The sequence below is a fragment of the Pseudomonas mendocina genome (assembly GCF_003008615.1).
Taxonomy (GTDB): Bacteria; Pseudomonadota; Gammaproteobacteria; order Pseudomonadales; family Pseudomonadaceae; genus Aquipseudomonas; species Aquipseudomonas mendocina_C.
Genome location: NZ_CP027657.1, coordinates 2,626,133 through 2,642,239, shown reverse-complemented (window position 1 = coordinate 2,642,239; position 16,107 = coordinate 2,626,133). Strand labels below are relative to the sequence as shown.

At 66.4% G+C, this 16,107-nt stretch carries 14 protein-coding genes; 1 reads left to right on the top strand and 13 read right to left on the bottom strand.

The window, feature by feature from the left end; genetic code table 11:
• Positions 1-9 precede the first annotated feature (9 nt).
• The 6 genes from ssuB to C7A17_RS12230 form a co-directional block, all read right to left on the bottom strand.
• Positions 10-810, bottom strand: coding sequence for an aliphatic sulfonates ABC transporter ATP-binding protein (gene ssuB / locus C7A17_RS12255; protein ID WP_106738291.1), 801 nt, complete (start codon positions 808-810; stop codon positions 10-12).
• Positions 807-1,601, bottom strand: coding sequence for an aliphatic sulfonate ABC transporter permease SsuC (gene ssuC, locus C7A17_RS12250; protein WP_013717673.1), 795 nt, complete (start codon positions 1,599-1,601; stop codon positions 807-809). Before ssuC ends, ssuB begins: the two co-directional genes overlap by 4 nt.
• A 258-nt stretch (positions 1,602-1,859) precedes the next feature.
• The gene (ssuD, locus tag C7A17_RS12245) at positions 1,860-3,008 is read right to left on the bottom strand and encodes an FMNH2-dependent alkanesulfonate monooxygenase (protein WP_106738290.1); all 1,149 of its coding nucleotides are present in this window, start codon (positions 3,006-3,008) and stop codon (positions 1,860-1,862) included.
• Between the two features lie 58 nt (positions 3,009-3,066).
• A complete protein-coding gene (locus C7A17_RS12240; RefSeq protein ID WP_106738289.1) occupies positions 3,067-4,032 on the bottom strand; it encodes a sulfonate ABC transporter substrate-binding protein in 966 nt (321 codons plus the stop codon).
• Between the two features lie 83 nt (positions 4,033-4,115).
• Positions 4,116-4,709, bottom strand: a complete 594-nt coding sequence (gene ssuE / locus C7A17_RS12235; RefSeq protein WP_106738288.1) for an NADPH-dependent FMN reductase — start codon at positions 4,707-4,709, stop codon at positions 4,116-4,118.
• 9 nt (positions 4,710-4,718) lie between these two features.
• Positions 4,719-5,357 (bottom strand): peroxiredoxin, encoded by a 639-nt coding sequence (locus C7A17_RS12230; RefSeq protein ID WP_106738287.1) that lies wholly within the window; start codon positions 5,355-5,357, stop codon positions 4,719-4,721.
• 117 nt (positions 5,358-5,474) lie between these two features.
• On the opposite strand from C7A17_RS12230, the gene C7A17_RS12225 reads away from it, so the two are divergent.
• A complete protein-coding gene (locus tag C7A17_RS12225) occupies positions 5,475-5,930 on the top strand; it encodes a GNAT family N-acetyltransferase (protein ID WP_106738286.1) in 456 nt (151 codons plus the stop codon).
• A gap of 183 nt (positions 5,931-6,113) precedes the next feature.
• Here the strand turns inward: C7A17_RS12225 and C7A17_RS12220 are convergent, their stop codons facing one another.
• From C7A17_RS12220 to chrA, 7 genes are all read right to left on the bottom strand, one after another.
• Positions 6,114-6,806 carry a response regulator gene (locus tag C7A17_RS12220; RefSeq protein WP_106738285.1) on the bottom strand — a complete coding sequence of 231 codons (693 nt, stop codon included), beginning with the start codon at positions 6,804-6,806 and terminating at the stop codon, positions 6,114-6,116.
• Positions 6,806-9,457 carry a sensor histidine kinase gene (locus tag C7A17_RS12215; RefSeq protein ID WP_106738284.1) on the bottom strand — a complete coding sequence of 884 codons (2,652 nt, stop codon included), beginning with the start codon at positions 9,455-9,457 and terminating at the stop codon, positions 6,806-6,808. The genes C7A17_RS12220 and C7A17_RS12215 overlap by 1 nt, the downstream gene beginning before the upstream one ends.
• A gap of 10 nt (positions 9,458-9,467) precedes the next feature.
• On the bottom strand, positions 9,468-10,025 hold the full coding sequence (gene kdpC, locus C7A17_RS12210; RefSeq protein ID WP_106738283.1) for a potassium-transporting ATPase subunit KdpC: 558 nt from the start codon (positions 10,023-10,025) through the stop codon (positions 9,468-9,470).
• Between the two features lie 242 nt (positions 10,026-10,267).
• Complete coding sequence (gene kdpB, locus C7A17_RS12200; RefSeq protein ID WP_106738281.1) at positions 10,268-12,325, bottom strand: potassium-transporting ATPase subunit KdpB; 2,058 nt, start codon at positions 12,323-12,325, stop codon at positions 10,268-10,270.
• Positions 12,326-12,338: 13 nt separating this feature from the next.
• Positions 12,339-14,027 carry a potassium-transporting ATPase subunit KdpA gene (kdpA, locus tag C7A17_RS12195; RefSeq protein ID WP_106738280.1) on the bottom strand — a complete coding sequence of 563 codons (1,689 nt, stop codon included), beginning with the start codon at positions 14,025-14,027 and terminating at the stop codon, positions 12,339-12,341.
• Positions 14,028-14,037: 10 nt separating this feature from the next.
• Positions 14,038-14,127 carry a K(+)-transporting ATPase subunit F gene (gene kdpF, locus C7A17_RS12190; protein WP_017676012.1) on the bottom strand — a complete coding sequence of 30 codons (90 nt, stop codon included), beginning with the start codon at positions 14,125-14,127 and terminating at the stop codon, positions 14,038-14,040.
• 297 nt (positions 14,128-14,424) lie between these two features.
• Positions 14,425-15,759 (bottom strand): chromate efflux transporter, encoded by a 1,335-nt coding sequence (chrA, locus tag C7A17_RS12185; protein ID WP_106738279.1) that lies wholly within the window; start codon positions 15,757-15,759, stop codon positions 14,425-14,427.
• Between the last annotated feature and the right edge of the window lie 348 nt (positions 15,760-16,107).

Sequence of the window (16,107 nt, the reverse complement as noted above, 5' to 3'; positions counted from 1 at the left end):
GCTACGGCGTCAAAGTGCCCAACGCAATTGCGTGGGCAGGGGTGATACGGGTTCCGGTGGCGTCGGCAATTCCGGTTGCGCCAGCACGCGGTCGAGCACGCGCGCTTCCAGTGCCGCCAGCAGAGGCGAGCCATGCGGGCGCGGGCGTACCAGCTGCACATCGAGGTCGAGGCCGATCTGACCGTCCTCGATCAGGATCACCCGATCCGCCACGGCCACCGCTTCGGCCACGTCGTGGGTGACCAGCAGTACGGTGAAGCCATGCTGCTGCCACAGGCGTTCGATCAGCTGCTGCATCTCGATACGGGTCAACGCGTCCAGCGCGCCCAGCGGCTCGTCGAGCAACAGCAGGCGCGGGCGATGGATCAGCGCGCGAGCCAGCGCCACGCGCTGCTTTTGCCCACCAGACAGTGCCGCCGGCCACTCGTTGGCGCGATCCGCCAGGCCGACCGCCGCCAGAGCGTCCTCAGCCTGTTTGCGCCAGTTGCCAGACAGGCCCAGGCCGACGTTGTCGATCACCCGTTTCCAGGGCAGCAGGCGCGAGTCCTGGAACATCAGGCGAATGTCTTCACGCACCGCGTTGAGCGAGCCATTGCCGGCCAGCAACTGGCCGCCAGAGGGTTGATCCAGACCGGCCAGCAGGCGCAGCAAGGTGCTCTTGCCGCAGCCACTGCGACCGACCACGGCGACGAACTGACCAGCCGGGATATGCAGGTCGATGCCTTTGAGCACCTGACGCTCGCCGAAGGATTTCTCGATTTTCTCGATCGCCAGGGGAATGCCCTGACGAATGTTATGCAGCGCTGTCATTGCCCACCTGCCTTGGCCTGATAGGCCGGATGCCAGCGCAGCCAGACACGCTCGAGACCACGGGCAGCGACGTCGGCCAGCTTGCCGAGCACCGCGTAGAGCAGGATCGCCAGCACCACCACGTCGGTCTGCAGGAACTCGCGGGCATTCATTGCCAGGTAGCCGATACCGCTGCTGGCCGAGATGGTCTCCGCGACGATCAGCGTCAGCCACATGAAACCGAGGGCGAAGCGCACGCCGACCAGGATCGACGGCAGCGCACCGGGCAGGATCACCTGGCGGAACAGGGCGAAGCCGGACAGGCCATAGCTGCGCGCCATCTCCACCAACGCCGGGTCGACGTTGCGGATACCGTGGTAGGTGTTGAGGTAGATCGGGAACAGCGTGCCGAGTGCGACCAGGAACACCTTGGCGGCCTCGTCGATGCCGAACCACAGGATCACCAGCGGGATCAGCGCCAGGTGCGGCACGTTGCGGATCATCTGCACCGAGCTGTCGAGGAAGCGCTCGCCCCATTTCGACAGGCCGGTGATAAAGCCCAGCAGCAGGCCAATCCCGCCGCCGATGGCGAAGCCGATCCCGGCGCGCTGGCCGCTGATCGCCAGGTGCTGCCAGATTTCACCGGAGGCCAGCAGCTCCCAGCCGGCGGCGAGCACGGCGCTGGGCGCCGGCAGGATGCGGCTGGACAGCCAGCCACTGGCCACCGCCAGTTGCCAGGCGGCTAGCAGCCCCAGCGGCAAGGCCCAGGGCGCAGCGCGCAGAGCCAGTTTGTGAAGGGTCGTGTTGCTCATATTTGCCTCGAAGAATCCTGTTTAGCCGTACCTGTGCCCCCGGATTTCATCCGGGCTACATCTGCCCTCTCCCCCAGCCCCTCTCCCGCAAGCGGGAGAGGGGAGCCGAGCCGCACCACAGGGCAACCCAGCGGCACCGATCAGCCCCCTCTCCCATTCATTGGGGGCACGCCTAGTGGAGAGGGCTGGGGAGAGGGCGCTTTTCAGTCCGTAGCCCGGATGCAATCCGGGGAAACCCGTACCTGCGCTACACCACTGTCAGCTCGCCGAAGCCGCCTTCGGCAGGATGTCGCTGGAGATCATTTCGCCAAACGGGCTGACATAACCGCGACTTTCCGGGCGCTGCGGCTGGGCCACGTCCAGGTGCGGGAACAGCAGTTCGGCGACCCGGTACGACTCCTCCAGATGCGGGTAGCCGGAGAAGATGAAGGTATCGATACCGAGGTCGGCGTATTCCTTGACCCGCGCCGCCACGGTCGGGCCATCGCCGACCAGCGCGGTGCCCGCACCGCCACGCACCAGGCCAACACCGGCCCAGAGGTTCGGCGACACTTCCAGGTTGTCGGTCTTGCCGCCGTGCAGAGCGGCCATGCGCTGCTGACCAACGGAGTCGAAGCGCGCCAGCGACGCCTGGGCACGGTCGATGGTGTCCTGATCCAGGTGACTGATCAGACGATCCGCCGCGGCCCAGGCCTCCTCATTGGTCTCGCGCACGATCACGTGCAGGCGAATGCCGAAGCGCACTTCGCGGCCCTGCTTGGCCGCCTTCTCACGCACTTGGGCGATCTTCTCGACCACAGCGGCCGGCGGCTCGCCCCAGGTCAGGTACAGCTCGACCTGCTCGGCGGCCAGATCCTGCGCCGCGTCGGATGAACCACCGAAATACAGCGGTGGACGCGGCTGCTGGATCGGCGGGTAGAGCAGCTTGGCGCCCTTCACCTGGATGTGCTTGCCGTCGTAGTCGACGGTTTCGCCTTCCAGCACACGGCGCCAGATACGAGTAAATTCGACGGAAGCCTCATAACGTTCGGCATGGGACAGATGCAGGCCGTCGCCGGCCAGCTCGTCCGGGTCGCCGCCGGTCACCAGGTTGAACAGCGCACGGCCGTTCGACAGACGATCCAGGGTCGCCGCCTGGCGCGCAGCCACGGTCGGCGAAATGATCCCCGGGCGCAGGGCGACGAGGAACTTCAGGTTCTGCGTGAGCGGGATCAGCGAGGCTGCCACCAGCCAGGAGTCCTCGCAGGAACGCCCGGTGGGGATCAGCACACCGCCGAAACCAAGGCGATCAGCCGCCTGAGCGACCTGGGCCAGATAGCCATGGTCGACGGCGCGCGCGCCTTCGGCGGTGCCCAGGTACTTGCCATCACCATGGGTAGGCAGGAACCAGAAGATGTTGAGGCTCATGGAGTTGTCTCCTTTTACGAAATCATCGGCATGGCCCGGACACATCCGGGCCGAGGAATTACTGGGCCTGGGCCACCTTGGCGGGGGGATTCCAGATCACATCCTTGATGCTCAGCTTCTTGGGGATCAGCTTCAACTCAGTGAAGGTGTCAGCAATTTTCTGCTGCGCTTCGACCACATCCGGGGTGATGAACTGCGCGCCATAGCCCTGGCGCTCCACAGCCTGGCGGGTGATCTCCGGGGACAGGCCGATCAGCGGCGCGACCTGGCTGGTGGCTTCGTCGAGGTTGCCCTTGACCCACTCACCGACGCCGCGGATTTCCTCGACCAGCGCGCCGACCACCTGCGGGTGCTGCTCGGCATAGGTGCGGGTCGCCAGGTAGAACTGGTGGTTGTCGACCAGGCCAGTGCCATCACGCAGGGTGCGGGCCTGCAACTGCTTCTCGGCGGCGGACTGGAACGGATCCCAGATCACCCAGGCATCGACGCTGCCACGCTCGAATGCGGCGCGGGCATCGGCCGGCGGCAGGTAGACCGGGGTGATGTCGCCGTACTTGAGACCGGCGTCTTCCAGCGCACGTACCAGCAGGTAATGCACGTTGGAGCCCTTGTTCAGGGCGACCTTCTTGCCCTTGAGTTCGGCCACCGATTTGATCGGCGAGTCCTTGGGTACGAGGATCGCCTCACCGGTTGGGGCTGGCGGCTCGTGGGCGACGTAAAGCAGGTCGGCGCCCGCCGCCTGAGCGAATACCGGCGGGGTTTCCCCGGTGACGCCAAAGTCCACGGAGCCGACGTTGAGGCCTTCGAGCAGCTGCGGGCCGCCCGGGAACTCCGTCCACTTGACCTCGACGCCCTGCTCGGCCAGGCGTTTTTCCAGGGTGCCCTTGGCCTTGAGCAACACCAGGGTGCCGTATTTCTGATAGCCGATACGAAGTGTCTCGGCTTGTGCATGAGTGATGGCGCCGAAGGAGATGGCCGCGGCAAACAGGGCGACCAGGCTTCGACGCAAAGTAATGGTGCGCATGGCGCTCTCCCTTTGCGGTGATGTCTTGGTTGGCTACCTGCTTGCCCGTTAGCGGGCGAGTAAGGCGAGGCATTACGGGTGGATCAGATGCTCCAGCGGGCGTTCACCAGCCGGTCGTTCAATACGTTCGGATCGATCGGCCTCGGCCGTCGCGCCAGGGCTGCGCCCAGTTGTTCCAGTGCCTCGTCGAGGCGTTCGCGCAACTCGTCGTCGATCTGCGCGGGCCTGTCCCCTTCCGGGTAGGCGATCTGTTTGTCCACGGCGAACACGCCGGAGAGCATTTCCTGCGCCTTCAGCGCGGCCAGCACCGGCTTGAGCGCGTAGTCCACCGCCAGCAGATGCGCCGGGCTGCCACCACTGGCCAGGGGCAGCACCACCTTGTGCGCCAGAGCGCGCTCGGGCAGCAGATCCAGCAGCACCTTCAACGCACCCGTGAACGACGCCTTGTACACCGGCGTACCGACCACCAGGCCATCGGCGCTGGCCACCACGGCCTGTAGCTGCTGGACAGCCGGGCTGTCGAAGCGAGCATGCAGCAGATCCTCAGCTGGAAAATCCCGCACCCGCAGCAGACTCACTTCCACGTGCTGCGCCTCGAGGCGTTGGCGCACGTAGTCCAGCAACACTTCGGTGCGCGAACGCGCCGCAGGGCTGCCGGACAGCAACACGACATGCATGTTCGATCCTTACTTGTTCGGTTGCGGGGTCAGGCGCAGATAGGGTTTCACCGCGCGATAACCTTTCGGGAAACGCTGGGCGATTTCGGCTTCGTCCTTCAGCGACGGCACGATTACCACCTCTTCACCGTCCTGCCAGTTGGCCGGCGTGGCCACCTTGTAGTTGTCAGTCAGTTGCAGCGAATCGACCACGCGCAGGATCTCGTTGAAGTTGCGCCCGGTGCTGGCCGGATAGGTGATGGTCAGGCGCACCTTCTTGTTCGGGTCGATGATGAACAGCGAACGCACGGTCAGGGTGTCGTTGGCGTTCGGATGGATCAGGTCGTAGAGATCGGACACCTTGCGGTCGGCATCGGCGATGATCGGGAAGTTGACTGCGGTGTTCTGCGTCTCGTTGATGTCGTCAATCCACTTCAGGTGCGAATCCACCGGGTCGACGGACAGGGCGATGGCCTTGACGTCGCGCTTGGCGAACTCGTCCTTGAGCTTGGCGGTAAAGCCCAGCTCGGTGGTGCACACCGGGGTGAAGTCGGCCGGGTGGGAGAAGAGGATGCCCCAGCTGTCGCCCAGCCATTCGTGGAAACGAATGCGGCCTTCGCTGGAGTCCTGTTCGAAGTCAGGGGCGATATCGCCCAGGCGGATGGTCATGATCGTGCTCCTTGGCAGTAGCTTGCGTGGTGCTCACTATGCTCAGGAACAAAGAGAAACAAAAAGAATAAATAATGATTTATTTATAACTAAAAAATCATTCAGGAACGATTCGTCATGACCACCCCGAGCCTGCACAAGGTTCCCAGCGAACAGGCACCGATGGCGCTGCTGCTGGAAGCCGACCCCAGCCCCGCCGCCATCGCCCGCTACCTGCAGGAGGGCCATTGCGTGATCGCGCGCCTGGACGACGTGATCGTCGGCGTCTACGTGATCAAGGCCCTGACCGTCAGCACCTGGGAACTGATGAACATCGCCGTGGCGCCCGAACACCAGGGTCAGGGCATCGGCGCCCTGCTGCTGCGCCACGCCATCGACCAGGCCCGACAGCTCGGGGCCAGGCGCCTGGAACTGGGCACCGGCAGCTTCGGCCACCAACTGACGTTCTACCAGCGCGCTGGCTTTCGCGTGGTGGCGGTGGAGCCGGATTACTTCCTGCAGCACTACCCCGAGCCGCTGTTCGAGAATGGCCTGCAGCATCGGGATCGTTTGCGTCTGGCCCTGGAGCTTTAAGAGCCTGTTCAAAGTCTCGCGAGCTAGAGCCAGGCAATACCGATGGCGGCCCCGCGAATCGAGCGAAGAACGCTCGGAGTCGCGTTCGACTTTACGAGCTGTAAATGAGCATTCTGACCGGGCTGGCGTTCCAGCTTGATTTCAACGCTGCATGGACGACGCGCAGCAGACTTTGAACACGCTCTAAGAAGGCTCGCGCAGGCGATAACCCACACCTGCCTCGGTGATCAGGTAACGCGGCGCAGCCGGGTCGTCGCCGATCTTCTGCCGCAGGTGGCCGACCACCACGCGCAGGTAATGGCTGTCGCCGACGTGGCTGGGGCCCCAGATATCGCGCAGCAGTTGCTGCTGGGTCACCACCCGCCCGAGGTGCTGGGCGAGCAGCGCCAGCACCGCGTATTCCTTGGGCGTCAGGGCGATTTCGGCGCCGTCGAGGCTGACCCGGCGATAGGCCAGGTCGATGCTCAGCGCGCCGCAGGCGATGCTCGCCGGCAGCGTTTCGCGGCCCTGGCCCTGGCGCAGCAGCACGCGCACACGGGCGAGGAATTCCTGGATGCCGAATGGCTTGGTCACGTAGTCATTGGCGCCGCCGTCCAGCGCCAGCACCTTCTCGCCCTCGCTGGCACGTACCGAGAGCACCAGCACCGGCACCTGGCTCCATTCACGCAGGCCGCGTAGCACCTGCTGGCCGTCGAGGTCGGGCAGGCCGAGGTCGAGCACGACGAGATCGGGGTTGTGCAGCGCCGCCTGGGCCAGGCCGTCTTCGCCGTTGGCCGCCTCCAGCACCCGGTAGCCCTGGGCACTGAGGGCAATGCGCAGGAACTTGCGAATCTGCGCTTCGTCGTCGATCAGCAGAATGCTCGGCCCCTGGCTCATCAGTCTTCCTCGGCGGCTTGCGGTGGCATGGTTAGCGGCAGGTGCAGGGTCAGGCTGGCGCCACGGCCATCGAGGCCATCGCCAACCGTGACGCGACCGCCGTGGGCGCCGACCATGCCCTGGCAGATCGCCAGGCCCAGGCCGGTGCCCTGGCCGCCGCGATCCCCGCGCGCTGCGGTATAGAACATGTCGAAGATCTTCGCCCGTTCCGCCTCGGGAATGCCAGGGCCCTGGTCGGCGACGATAAAGCGCAGCTCCTGTTCGTCGTATTCCAGCGCCACGCGCAAGCGCCCGGCTGGTGGCGAGAAGCGCGCGGCGTTCTCCAGCACGTTGACCAGCGCCTGCTCGATCAGCGCCGCATGCACACGCAGCAGCGGTGGCTCCGGCGGCAGCACGCACTCGACCTGCAGCGGCGCGAGCACCACATGCAGGCGTTGCAGCGCGCTGGCGACGATGTCGCTGGGCGCCACCCAGTCACGTGCCAGCTTGAGCTCGCCGTGGCCGAGGCGGGTCATGTCGAGCAGGTTCTGGATATAGCGGTCGAGGCGCTCGGCCTCGTCGCGGGTGCCTTCGAGCAGTTCACGACGATCCGCCACTGGGATCGCCTCGCCCAGTGCCAGCAGGCTGTCGATGGAACCGCGCATGGCGGTCAGCGGCGTGCGCAGATCGTGCGACACCGAAGCCAGCAGCGCGCTGCGCAGCTCCTCGGTCTGTCCATGCAGGCGCGCTGCCTCCAGTTCCTCGGCCAGTTGCGCGCGGGCCAGGGCCTGCGCCAGCGGCTGGCCCAGGGCAGCGATCAGGCGCCGGCGTGTATCTACCAGCGGCGTACCATCGACGCGCTGCAGGCCGATCAGCAGCAGCGGCCCTTCCTCGCCGCACAACGGCCACCACCACCAGCGACTACTGGGCAGAGTATCGGTGCCGAGGCCGGCAGGTTGCTCGTGCTGCCAGGCCCAGTCGGCGGCGGCGCGCTCGGCATCGGGAAGTTCGACCTGCAGGCCGCCCTGATGCTGCCACTGCCCCTCCGCACCGCGCGACAGCAGGGTCAGTTGCATCTCGGCCCAGCCGCCCAGCTGTTGCTCGGCCACGGCCAGCACAGCCTGGCGGTCGGCGGCTGCGGTGAGCTTGCGCGACAGTTCCAGCAGCGCCGTGGTCTCGCCCTGCACCTCGCGCAGTGCCTGCACCTGACGCCGCTGGCTGCTGGCCAGGTTGCCGGTCAGCGCCGCCATCAGCAGGAAGAAAAGCAGGGTCAACACGTCCTCGTGGCGATGAATCTCCAGCGTCCAGGTCGGCGCGATGAACAAAAAGTCGTAGCTGAGGAACGACAGTCCGGCACACAGCAACGCCGGGCCGAGACTGCTGCGCACCGCCACCAGCAGCACGGCAGCGAGGAACACCAGGGAGATATTCGGCAACTCCAGCACCTGAGCCAGGCCAAAGCACAGCAGCGAGGCCACCATACTGGCCAGCACGGCCAGCAGGTAGTCGCCCCAACGCGGGGCCAGGCGCGGGCGACGCCCCGCAGTGGCCTGGCTGCCCTTGGCATCCAGCACGCTCACCTCCAGCCCGGCGCCAGCGGCCAGCAGGCGTTCGCCAAGGCCACGCCCCAACCAGCGCCGACGCAAGCGCCGCGTGCTGCTGCCGACCAGGATCAGGCTGGCGCGGCGCTCGCGGGCGTGGTCGAGCAACGTGTGCGCCACCGAGTCACCGTGCAGCGTCACCACCTCGCCGCCGAGGCGCTCGGCCAGGCGCAGCGCCGCTTGCAGACGCCCGCGTTGCTCCTCGTCCATGGCCCGGCGGCTGTCCACGTGCACCACCGACCAGGGCAGATGACGGCGCTCGGCCACCCGACAAGCGTGGCGCACCAGGCGCTCGGCCTCGCCATCGCCGTCCACCCCCACCAGCAGGCGCCCGAGCACGCTGGGCGCCGCCTGGCCGAGCTGGCGGTAGCGTTGGTCGAGGTCAGCATCGACCCTCGCGGCGGCGGTCTGCATGGCCAGTTCGCGCAGCGCGGTGAGGTTGGTCGGCGAGAAGAAGGCGTCGATGGCCGCACGGGCCTGCTCGGGCATGTACACCTTGCCATCGCGCAGGCGTTCGAGCAGCTCGCGCGGCGGCAGGTCGACCAGCTGGATCTCGTCGGCTTCCTGCAGCACCCAGTCGGGCACCGTCTCGCGCACCTGCACGCCGGTGATATCGCGCACGCGATCGTTGAGGCTTTCCAGGTGCTGGACGTTGACCGTGGTGTAGACGTCGATGCCGGCGGTGAGCAGTTCCTGCACGTCCTGCCAGCGCTTGGCGTGGCGGCTGCCGGGGGCGTTGCTGTGCGCCAGCTCGTCCACCAGCGCCAGCTTGGGCGGATCGGCGAGCAGGCCGTCGAGATCCATCTCGCTCAGTTCCAGGCCGCGATAAGGCAGGCGCAATGGCGGTTGTTGCGGCAACCCTACCAGCAGCGCCTCGGTTTCGCTGCGGCCGTGGCTTTCCACCACCCCGGCGCGCAACGCCACGCCCTGGCGCAGTTGCGCGTGGGCGGCCTGGAGCATGGCGTAGGTCTTGCCGACACCCGGCGCAGCGCCGAGGAATACCTTGAGCCGGCCACGGCCTTCGCGGGGCAGGTCGGCGAGCAGCGCTTCGGCGCGCAGGCTGTCGTTCATGACGCACTCGTCACTGGGAAGAAGTGGAGGGATTGTCGGCCAGCGCCAGGTTCAGAGCCAGCACATTGACCACCGCCGGGCCGAATAGCGGGCGCTCGGTATGCGCCTCGACCAGGCGCAGCAGCTCAGCTTCCTCCAGGCCTCGGTTTTGAGCGATGCGCGGAATCTGCCAGGCAGCAGCCTCGGGCGACAGGTGCGGGTCGAGGCCGCTGCCCGAGGTGGTCAGCAGTTGCATCGGCAGCGGCGCCTGGCCGCCCAGTTTGGCGCTGCTCTGCTCGATGCGTTCGCGCAGCTTCGGATTACTCGGCGCCAGGTTGCTGGCGGCGCTGGCCACGGTGGCGTAATCCACTGCAGAGGGACGAGGCTGGAACCACTGATCGCCGTCGAAGGCCTGGGCGATCAGGCGGCTGCCGCGCACCTGGCCGGCGTCGTCACGCACCAGGCTGCCAGCGGCCTGATCGGGGAAAGCCAGGTGCGCCACGCCGGTGACGGCCAGCGGGTAAGCCACGCCGGTGAACAGCGTCATCAGCGCCAGGGTGGCGATGGCGGGGCGGATATGGTTGAGCATGATGAGTCTCCAATATCGATTCGTTGCTTGTCTCCCCTCTCCCGCTTGCGGGGCTTGAGCGGAAATAGCGAAGTATCGCTTCGCCCGCTCAAGCGCCCTGAGCTCTGCGAGGGGCTGGGGCGCAGAGCGGGGGCCGGGGGAGAGGGTCTATCCGGTAATACCGAGTGGCCTGCCCTACCCTCTCCCCAGCCCTCTCCCATTAATGGGAGAGGGAGCAGACCGCGAGTGAACGAAACAACGCGCTACACCCAGCCCAACCCCACCAGCAGCAGGTCGAGCAGCTTGATCCCGACGAAGGGTGCGACCAGCCCGCCGAGGCCGTAGATCAGCAGGTTGCGCCGCAGCAACTGGCCGGCGTCCAGCGCCTGGACGCGCACACCGCGCAGCGCCAGCGGAATCAGCGCGACGATGATCAGGGCGTTGAATACGATGGCCGAGAGGATCGCGCTCTGCGGGCTGTGCAACTGCATCAGGTTGAGCGTGCCGAGCTGCGGGTAGATGCCGGCGAACAGCGCCGGGAGGATGGCGAAGTACTTGGCCACATCGTTGGCCACCGAGAAGGTAGTCAGCGCGCCTCGGGTCACCAGCAGCTCCTTGCCCACCTGCACCACGTCGATCAGCTTGGTCGGGTCGCTGTCCAGATCCACCAGGTTGGCGGCCTCGCGGGCGGCCTGGGTGCCGTCGTTCATGGCCAGGCCAACGTCGGCCTGGGCCAGCGCCGGGGCGTCATTGGCGCCATCGCCGCACATCGCCACCAGCTTGCCTTCGGCCTGCTCGGCGCGGATGCGCGACAGTTTCTTCTCCGGCGTGGCCTCGGCGATCACGTCATCGACACCGGCCTCGGCGGCGATGGCGGCGGCGGTCAGCGAGTTGTCACCGGTCACCATCACGGTGCGGATGCCCATGGCGCGCAGCTCGGCGAAACGCTCGCGAATGCCCGGCTTGACCACGTCCTTGAGGTGGATGGCGCCGAGCAGGCGCCCGGCCCCGGCCACCAGCAACGGCGTGCCGCCACTCTGGGCGATTTTCTCCACCTCACGGGCCAGCGGCGCCGGCAAATCACTACGGCCCAGGCCGAGGTAGGCCAGCACGGCGTCCACCGCGCCCTTGCGGTAGGCCACACCGTTCACGTCGGCACCGGACAGGCGCGTCTCGGCGCTGAAGGCGATCAGCGTCATGCCGCTGCGCTCGGGCGCTTCCATCGGGTGCAACGAGGCCAGGTATTCGACGATCGACTTGCCCTCCGGCGTGTCGTCGCCCTGCGAGGCCAGCAGCGCCGCCTCGGCCAGCTCCGGCGTGGCCACGCCCGGCGCCTTGACCATGGCGCTGCAACGGCGGTTGCCGAAGGTGATGGTGCCGGTCTTGTCCAACAGCAGGGTGTGCACATCGCCGGCTGCCTCCACGGCGCGGCCGGACTTGGCGATGACGTTCAGGCGCACCAGGCGATCCATGCCGGCGATGCCGATGGCCGAGAGCAGGCCGCCGATGGTGGTGGGGATCAGCGTCACCAGCAGCGCCGCCAGGTAGATCAACGGCAGGTCGCCACCGGCAAAGCGGGCGAACGGCTGCAGCGTGGCCACCACCAGCAGGAAGATCAGGGTCAGGCCGATCAGCAGGATATCCAGCGCCACCTCGTTGGGCGTCTTCTGCCGGCGCGCGCCTTCGACCAGAGCGATCATGCGGTCGAGGGTGGACTCGCCGGGGTTGGCGCTGATGCGCACCAGCAGCCAGTCCGAGACCAGGCGGGTGTTGCCGGTGACTGCCGAACGATCGCCGCCGGACTCGCGGATCACCGGCGCGGACTCGCCGGTAATCGCCGCTTCGTTGACCGCCGCCACACCTTCGATCACCTCGCCGTCGCCGGGGATCAATTCACCGGCCTCGACCCGCACCACATCGCCCTTGCGCAGGCTGCTGGCCGGTACGGACTGAAACTGCGCGCCGACCTGTTTGTTCGCCATCAAGCCCTGACTGCCGGACTTCAGGCTGTCGGCGCGAGCCTTGCCACGCCCCTCAGCCAAGGCCTCGGCGAAGTTGGCGAAGAGCACGGTGAACCACAGCCACAGCGCGATCTGCACGCCCAGGGCGGTGCTCACCGCAGGGTTGGGGACGAAGCACAGCACGCTGGTGACCAGCGCTGTCAGCTCCACCACCAGCATCACTGGCGAGCGCACCAGTTGCCGTGGGTCGAGTTTGACGAAGGCCTGCTTGAGGGCCGGGCGCCACAGCGCGCCGAGGCCGGTCTGTGGCTGGCTGCTGGACGACTTGGCGCTGCGTTGCGCCGTTACGGGGGCATTCATCACGGTTTCTCCTTCAGAACGCCAGGTGTTCGGCCAGCGGGCCCAGGGCCAGCGCCGGCATGAAGGTCAGGCCACCCACCAGGAGGATGGTCAACGTCAGCAGCACGACGAACAGCGGCCCATGGGTGGGGAAGCTGTTCTGCCCCTGCGGCGCGGCGCGCTTGGCCGCCAGGCTGCCGGCAATCGCCAGCACCGGCAGGATGTAGCCGAAGCGCCCGAGCAGCATGGCCAGGCCGAGCATCAGGTTGTGGTAGGGGGTGTCGGCGGTGAAGCCGGCGAAGGCCGAACCATTGTTGCCGGTGGCCGAACCGTAGGCATACAGCGCCTGGCTGAAGCCGTGCGGGCCGGGGTTGCCGATGGATGCCGCCGGCCCGGCGAAACTCACCGCCAGGGCGCCGAACACCAGCACGCCGACCGGCATCACCAGCAACGTGGCAACCATCAGCCGTACCTCGCGCGCCTCCAGTTTCTTGCCCAGGTAGGCTGGGGTGCGGCCGATCATCAGCCCGGCGAGGAACACCGCGATCAACACGAACAGCAGCATGCCGTAGAGGCCCGCGCCAATGCCGCCGAAGATGATCTCGCCGAGCAGCATGTTGACCAGCGGCACCAGCCCGCCGAGGGCGCTGAAGCTGTCGTGCATGGCGTTCACCGAACCGTTGGACGCTGCCGTGGTGGTAGCCGCCCAGAGCGCCGAAGCGAAGCTGCCGAAGCGCGCCTCCTTACCCTCCAGCGAGCCCACCTGCTCGATGGGCAGCCCCGCCAGCGCCGGGTTCGGCTGCAACTCCGCCCAGGCGCACACGCCAAGGCCGATGACGAACAGCAGCAGCATGCTGGCCAGGATCGCCCGGCTCTGACGCAGGTCACGCACGTAATGGCCGAAGGTGAACACCAGTGCCGCCGGGATCAGCAGGATCGACACCAGCTCCAGCAGGTTGCTCAGCGCCGTGGGGTTCTCGAACGGGTGCGCCGAGTTGACGCCGAAGAAGCCGCCGCCGTTGGTGCCCAGTTGCTTGATGGCGATCTGGCTGGCCGCCGGCCCCATCGGCAAGGTCTGCTGACTGCCCTGCAGGGTGGTGGCGGAGATGTAATCGCTGAAATTCTGCGGTACGCCCTGCCACACCAGCAGCACGGCCAGCACCAGGCACAGCGGCAACAGGCCGTAGAGCACGGCGCGGGTGATATCGACCCAGAAATTGCCCAGGCGGTCGCTGGACTGTCGCGCCAACCCCCGGCACAGCACCACCAACACTGCCAGGCCCACTGCCGGGCTAACGAAGTTCTGCACCCCGAGGCCGAGCATCTGGCTGAAATAGCTCAGCTGCGCCTCACCGCTGTAGGCCTGCCAGTTGGTGTTGGTAACGAAGCTCACCGCCGTGTTGAACGCCAGCGGCAGGCTCAGCCCGGCGAGCTGCTGCGGGTTGAGCGGCAAGCCGCCCTGCAGCAACAGAATGCTCATCAGCGCCAGCAGGCAGATAAGGGTGAAGGCCAGCAGCGCTAAGGCGTAGCCGCGCCAACTCTGCTCCTGCTCCGAGTCGACGCCGGCCACGCGGTAGCACAGGCGCTCCACCGGCAGCAGCACGGGGCTGAGCCAAGTACGCTGGCCCTCCATCACGCGGTAGAAGTAGCGCCCGAGAAAAGGGGCCGGTGCCAGCACCAGCACAGAGAAAGCCGCCAGCAGCAGCCAGTCGTAGTCATACATGGCCGTCTCCTCAACCACGCCCTGCGGTGAGCAGCGCCACCAGCAGGTAGGCGAAGAGGCCGACCACCAGGATCAGCGACACACCATCGATTGCGTTCATGTGCAAAGCTCCACGATGCGGGGAATCCGCTCGCGAGCATTGTCGAAAGGCTGGCCGTAAAGATTCGATTGCCGCCCCGCCGCCGGGGCGTAAAGAAATCGTATTGATGCAGTGGGATCAGCCCTGTGGGAGGCGCTTCAGCGGCGACTTATTCATGCGTCGCGGCTAAAGCCCCTCCCACAAAGCCCTGGCAGCGCGCTCCCGTAGGGTGGGTTAGCGGCGCAAAACACCGCTCAAACAGCCGCGCACCCACCTCAAGCGCCGCGTAACCCACCAAGCGCTCGCAAGCCCAACCACTCAACCCAACAACCGAACCACCAACCCCACCAACGCACAGGCCATCAACGTCTCGATCACCCCACGCTTGAAAGCGAACAGGGCCAACGCCGCACCGAGGGTAATTAACGCCGACACCCAATCGAACGCACCGGCAAAGCCCTGCGGCCAGAGCACGTGATAACCAAAGAACAACGCCAGATTGAGGATCACCCCGACCACCGCAGCGGTGATGCCGGTCAGCGGCGCGGTGAACGTCAACTTCCCATGGGTCGACTCCACCAGCGGCCCGCCAGCAAGGATGAACAGAAACGACGGCAGGAAGGTGAACCAGGTAACCAGCACCGCCGCCAGCGCACCGCTGGCGAAGGCCGAATCGCCACCGAACACTGGCTGGCCGTAAGCGCCGACGAACGCGACAAACGCCACCACCATGATCAACGGCCCCGGCGTGGTCTCGCCCAGCGCCAGGCCATCGATCATCTGCCGGGGCGTCAGCCAGCCGTAGTGCTCGATGGCGCCCTGGTACACATAGGGCAGCACCGCGTAGGCGCCGCCGAAGGTGAGCAGCGCCGCCTTGGTGAAGAACCAACCCATCTGCGTCAACGTGCCCTGCCAGCCAAACGCCAGGGTCAGCAGGCCCATGGGCAGCAGCCAGAGCACTGCACCAGCCAGTAGAATCAACGCCAGCCGGCTGGAACGAAAATGCGTGTGCGCCAGCCGCGTCTCATCATCGATCAACGCCGGCGCGTGCGCCCCGCCCGCCTCGCCATGTCCAGCCCCAACCGCAAAGTGCTGCGGCGCCAGTCGCCCGCCGATATACCCCACCAGCGCCGCACCGAGCACAATCAGCGGGAACGGCAACTGCAACGCGAAAATGGCGACGAAAGCCGCCGCCGCGATGGCCCACAGCCAGGCGTTCTTCAACACCCGCCCGCCGATGCGCCAGGCCGCCTGCAGCACGATGGCCGTCACCGCCGGCTTGATGCCATAGAAGATCCCCGCCACCAGCGGCACATCGCCGAACACCAGGTAGACCCAGGACAATACGATCAGGATCAGCAGCGACGGCAACACGAACAGCGCCCCGGCGATCACCCCACCCCAGGTGCGGTGCATCAACCAGCCGATAGAGGTGGCCAACTGCTGCGCCTCCGGCCCAGGCAGCAACATGCAGTAGTTCAGCGCATGCAGAAAGCGACGCTCGGACAGCCAGCGGCGCTTCTCCACCAACTCCTGATGCATGATCGAAATCTGCCCGGCCGGCCCGCCAAAACTGATCAACCCCAGCTTCAACCAGAACCAGAAGGCCTGCAGCAAACTGACCGGCGCGGGACGTTCAGGCGAGTCGGACATCTAGAGGCTCCAGCGGCTGCAAATCGACCGGTCACTATAGCCATGAAACATGACAGCCGCGCGACACCGCACGAAAAATCACCAGCCAGGCGCAGCCCTTGACCCGCCTGGTCTGGACGCGTTTTCCCGCATCTTATCCACAGCGCTTTCCCCAGATTCTGTGCACGACATCCGGCAACAGGCCTCTGTCCTGCCCCGCTGTTGAAAACATGAGCCAAGTGATTGATTAAAAGTGATATTCCGCCTGGCGATAACGACGGTGCAGCGTCATTGGACAAAAGTTGAGCGGCCTGCCGAGGCCCGCTTGAATGCTAGGCGCGAAGCGCTTTTGCAAAGGTTATCCACAGC

Coding starts and splice junctions, on each gene's coding strand:
- C7A17_RS12215 (WP_106738284.1), bottom strand. CDS start 9,457: ATGAACGACAGCCTGCGCGCCGAAGCGCTGCTCGCCGACCTGCCCCGC.
- ssuC (WP_013717673.1), bottom strand. CDS start 1,601: ATGAGCAACACGACCCTTCACAAACTGGCTCTGCGCGCTGCGCCCTGG.
- ssuB (WP_106738291.1), bottom strand. CDS start 810: ATGACAGCGCTGCATAACATTCGTCAGGGCATTCCCCTGGCGATCGAG.
- kdpC (WP_106738283.1), bottom strand. CDS start 10,025: ATGCTCAACCATATCCGCCCCGCCATCGCCACCCTGGCGCTGATGACG.
- kdpF (WP_017676012.1), bottom strand. CDS start 14,127: ATGAACGCAATCGATGGTGTGTCGCTGATCCTGGTGGTCGGCCTCTTC.
- C7A17_RS12230 (WP_106738287.1), bottom strand. CDS start 5,357: ATGACCATCCGCCTGGGCGATATCGCCCCTGACTTCGAACAGGACTCC.
- ssuD (WP_106738290.1), bottom strand. CDS start 3,008: ATGAGCCTCAACATCTTCTGGTTCCTGCCTACCCATGGTGATGGCAAG.
- C7A17_RS12220 (WP_106738285.1), bottom strand. CDS start 6,806: ATGAGCCAGGGGCCGAGCATTCTGCTGATCGACGACGAAGCGCAGATT.
- chrA (WP_106738279.1), bottom strand. CDS start 15,759: ATGTCCGACTCGCCTGAACGTCCCGCGCCGGTCAGTTTGCTGCAGGCC.
- C7A17_RS12240 (WP_106738289.1), bottom strand. CDS start 4,032: ATGCGCACCATTACTTTGCGTCGAAGCCTGGTCGCCCTGTTTGCCGCG.
- ssuE (WP_106738288.1), bottom strand. CDS start 4,709: ATGCATGTCGTGTTGCTGTCCGGCAGCCCTGCGGCGCGTTCGCGCACC.
- kdpA (WP_106738280.1), bottom strand. CDS start 14,027: ATGTATGACTACGACTGGCTGCTGCTGGCGGCTTTCTCTGTGCTGGTG.
- kdpB (WP_106738281.1), bottom strand. CDS start 12,325: ATGAATGCCCCCGTAACGGCGCAACGCAGCGCCAAGTCGTCCAGCAGC.
- C7A17_RS12225 (WP_106738286.1), top strand. CDS start 5,475: ATGACCACCCCGAGCCTGCACAAGGTTCCCAGCGAACAGGCACCGATG.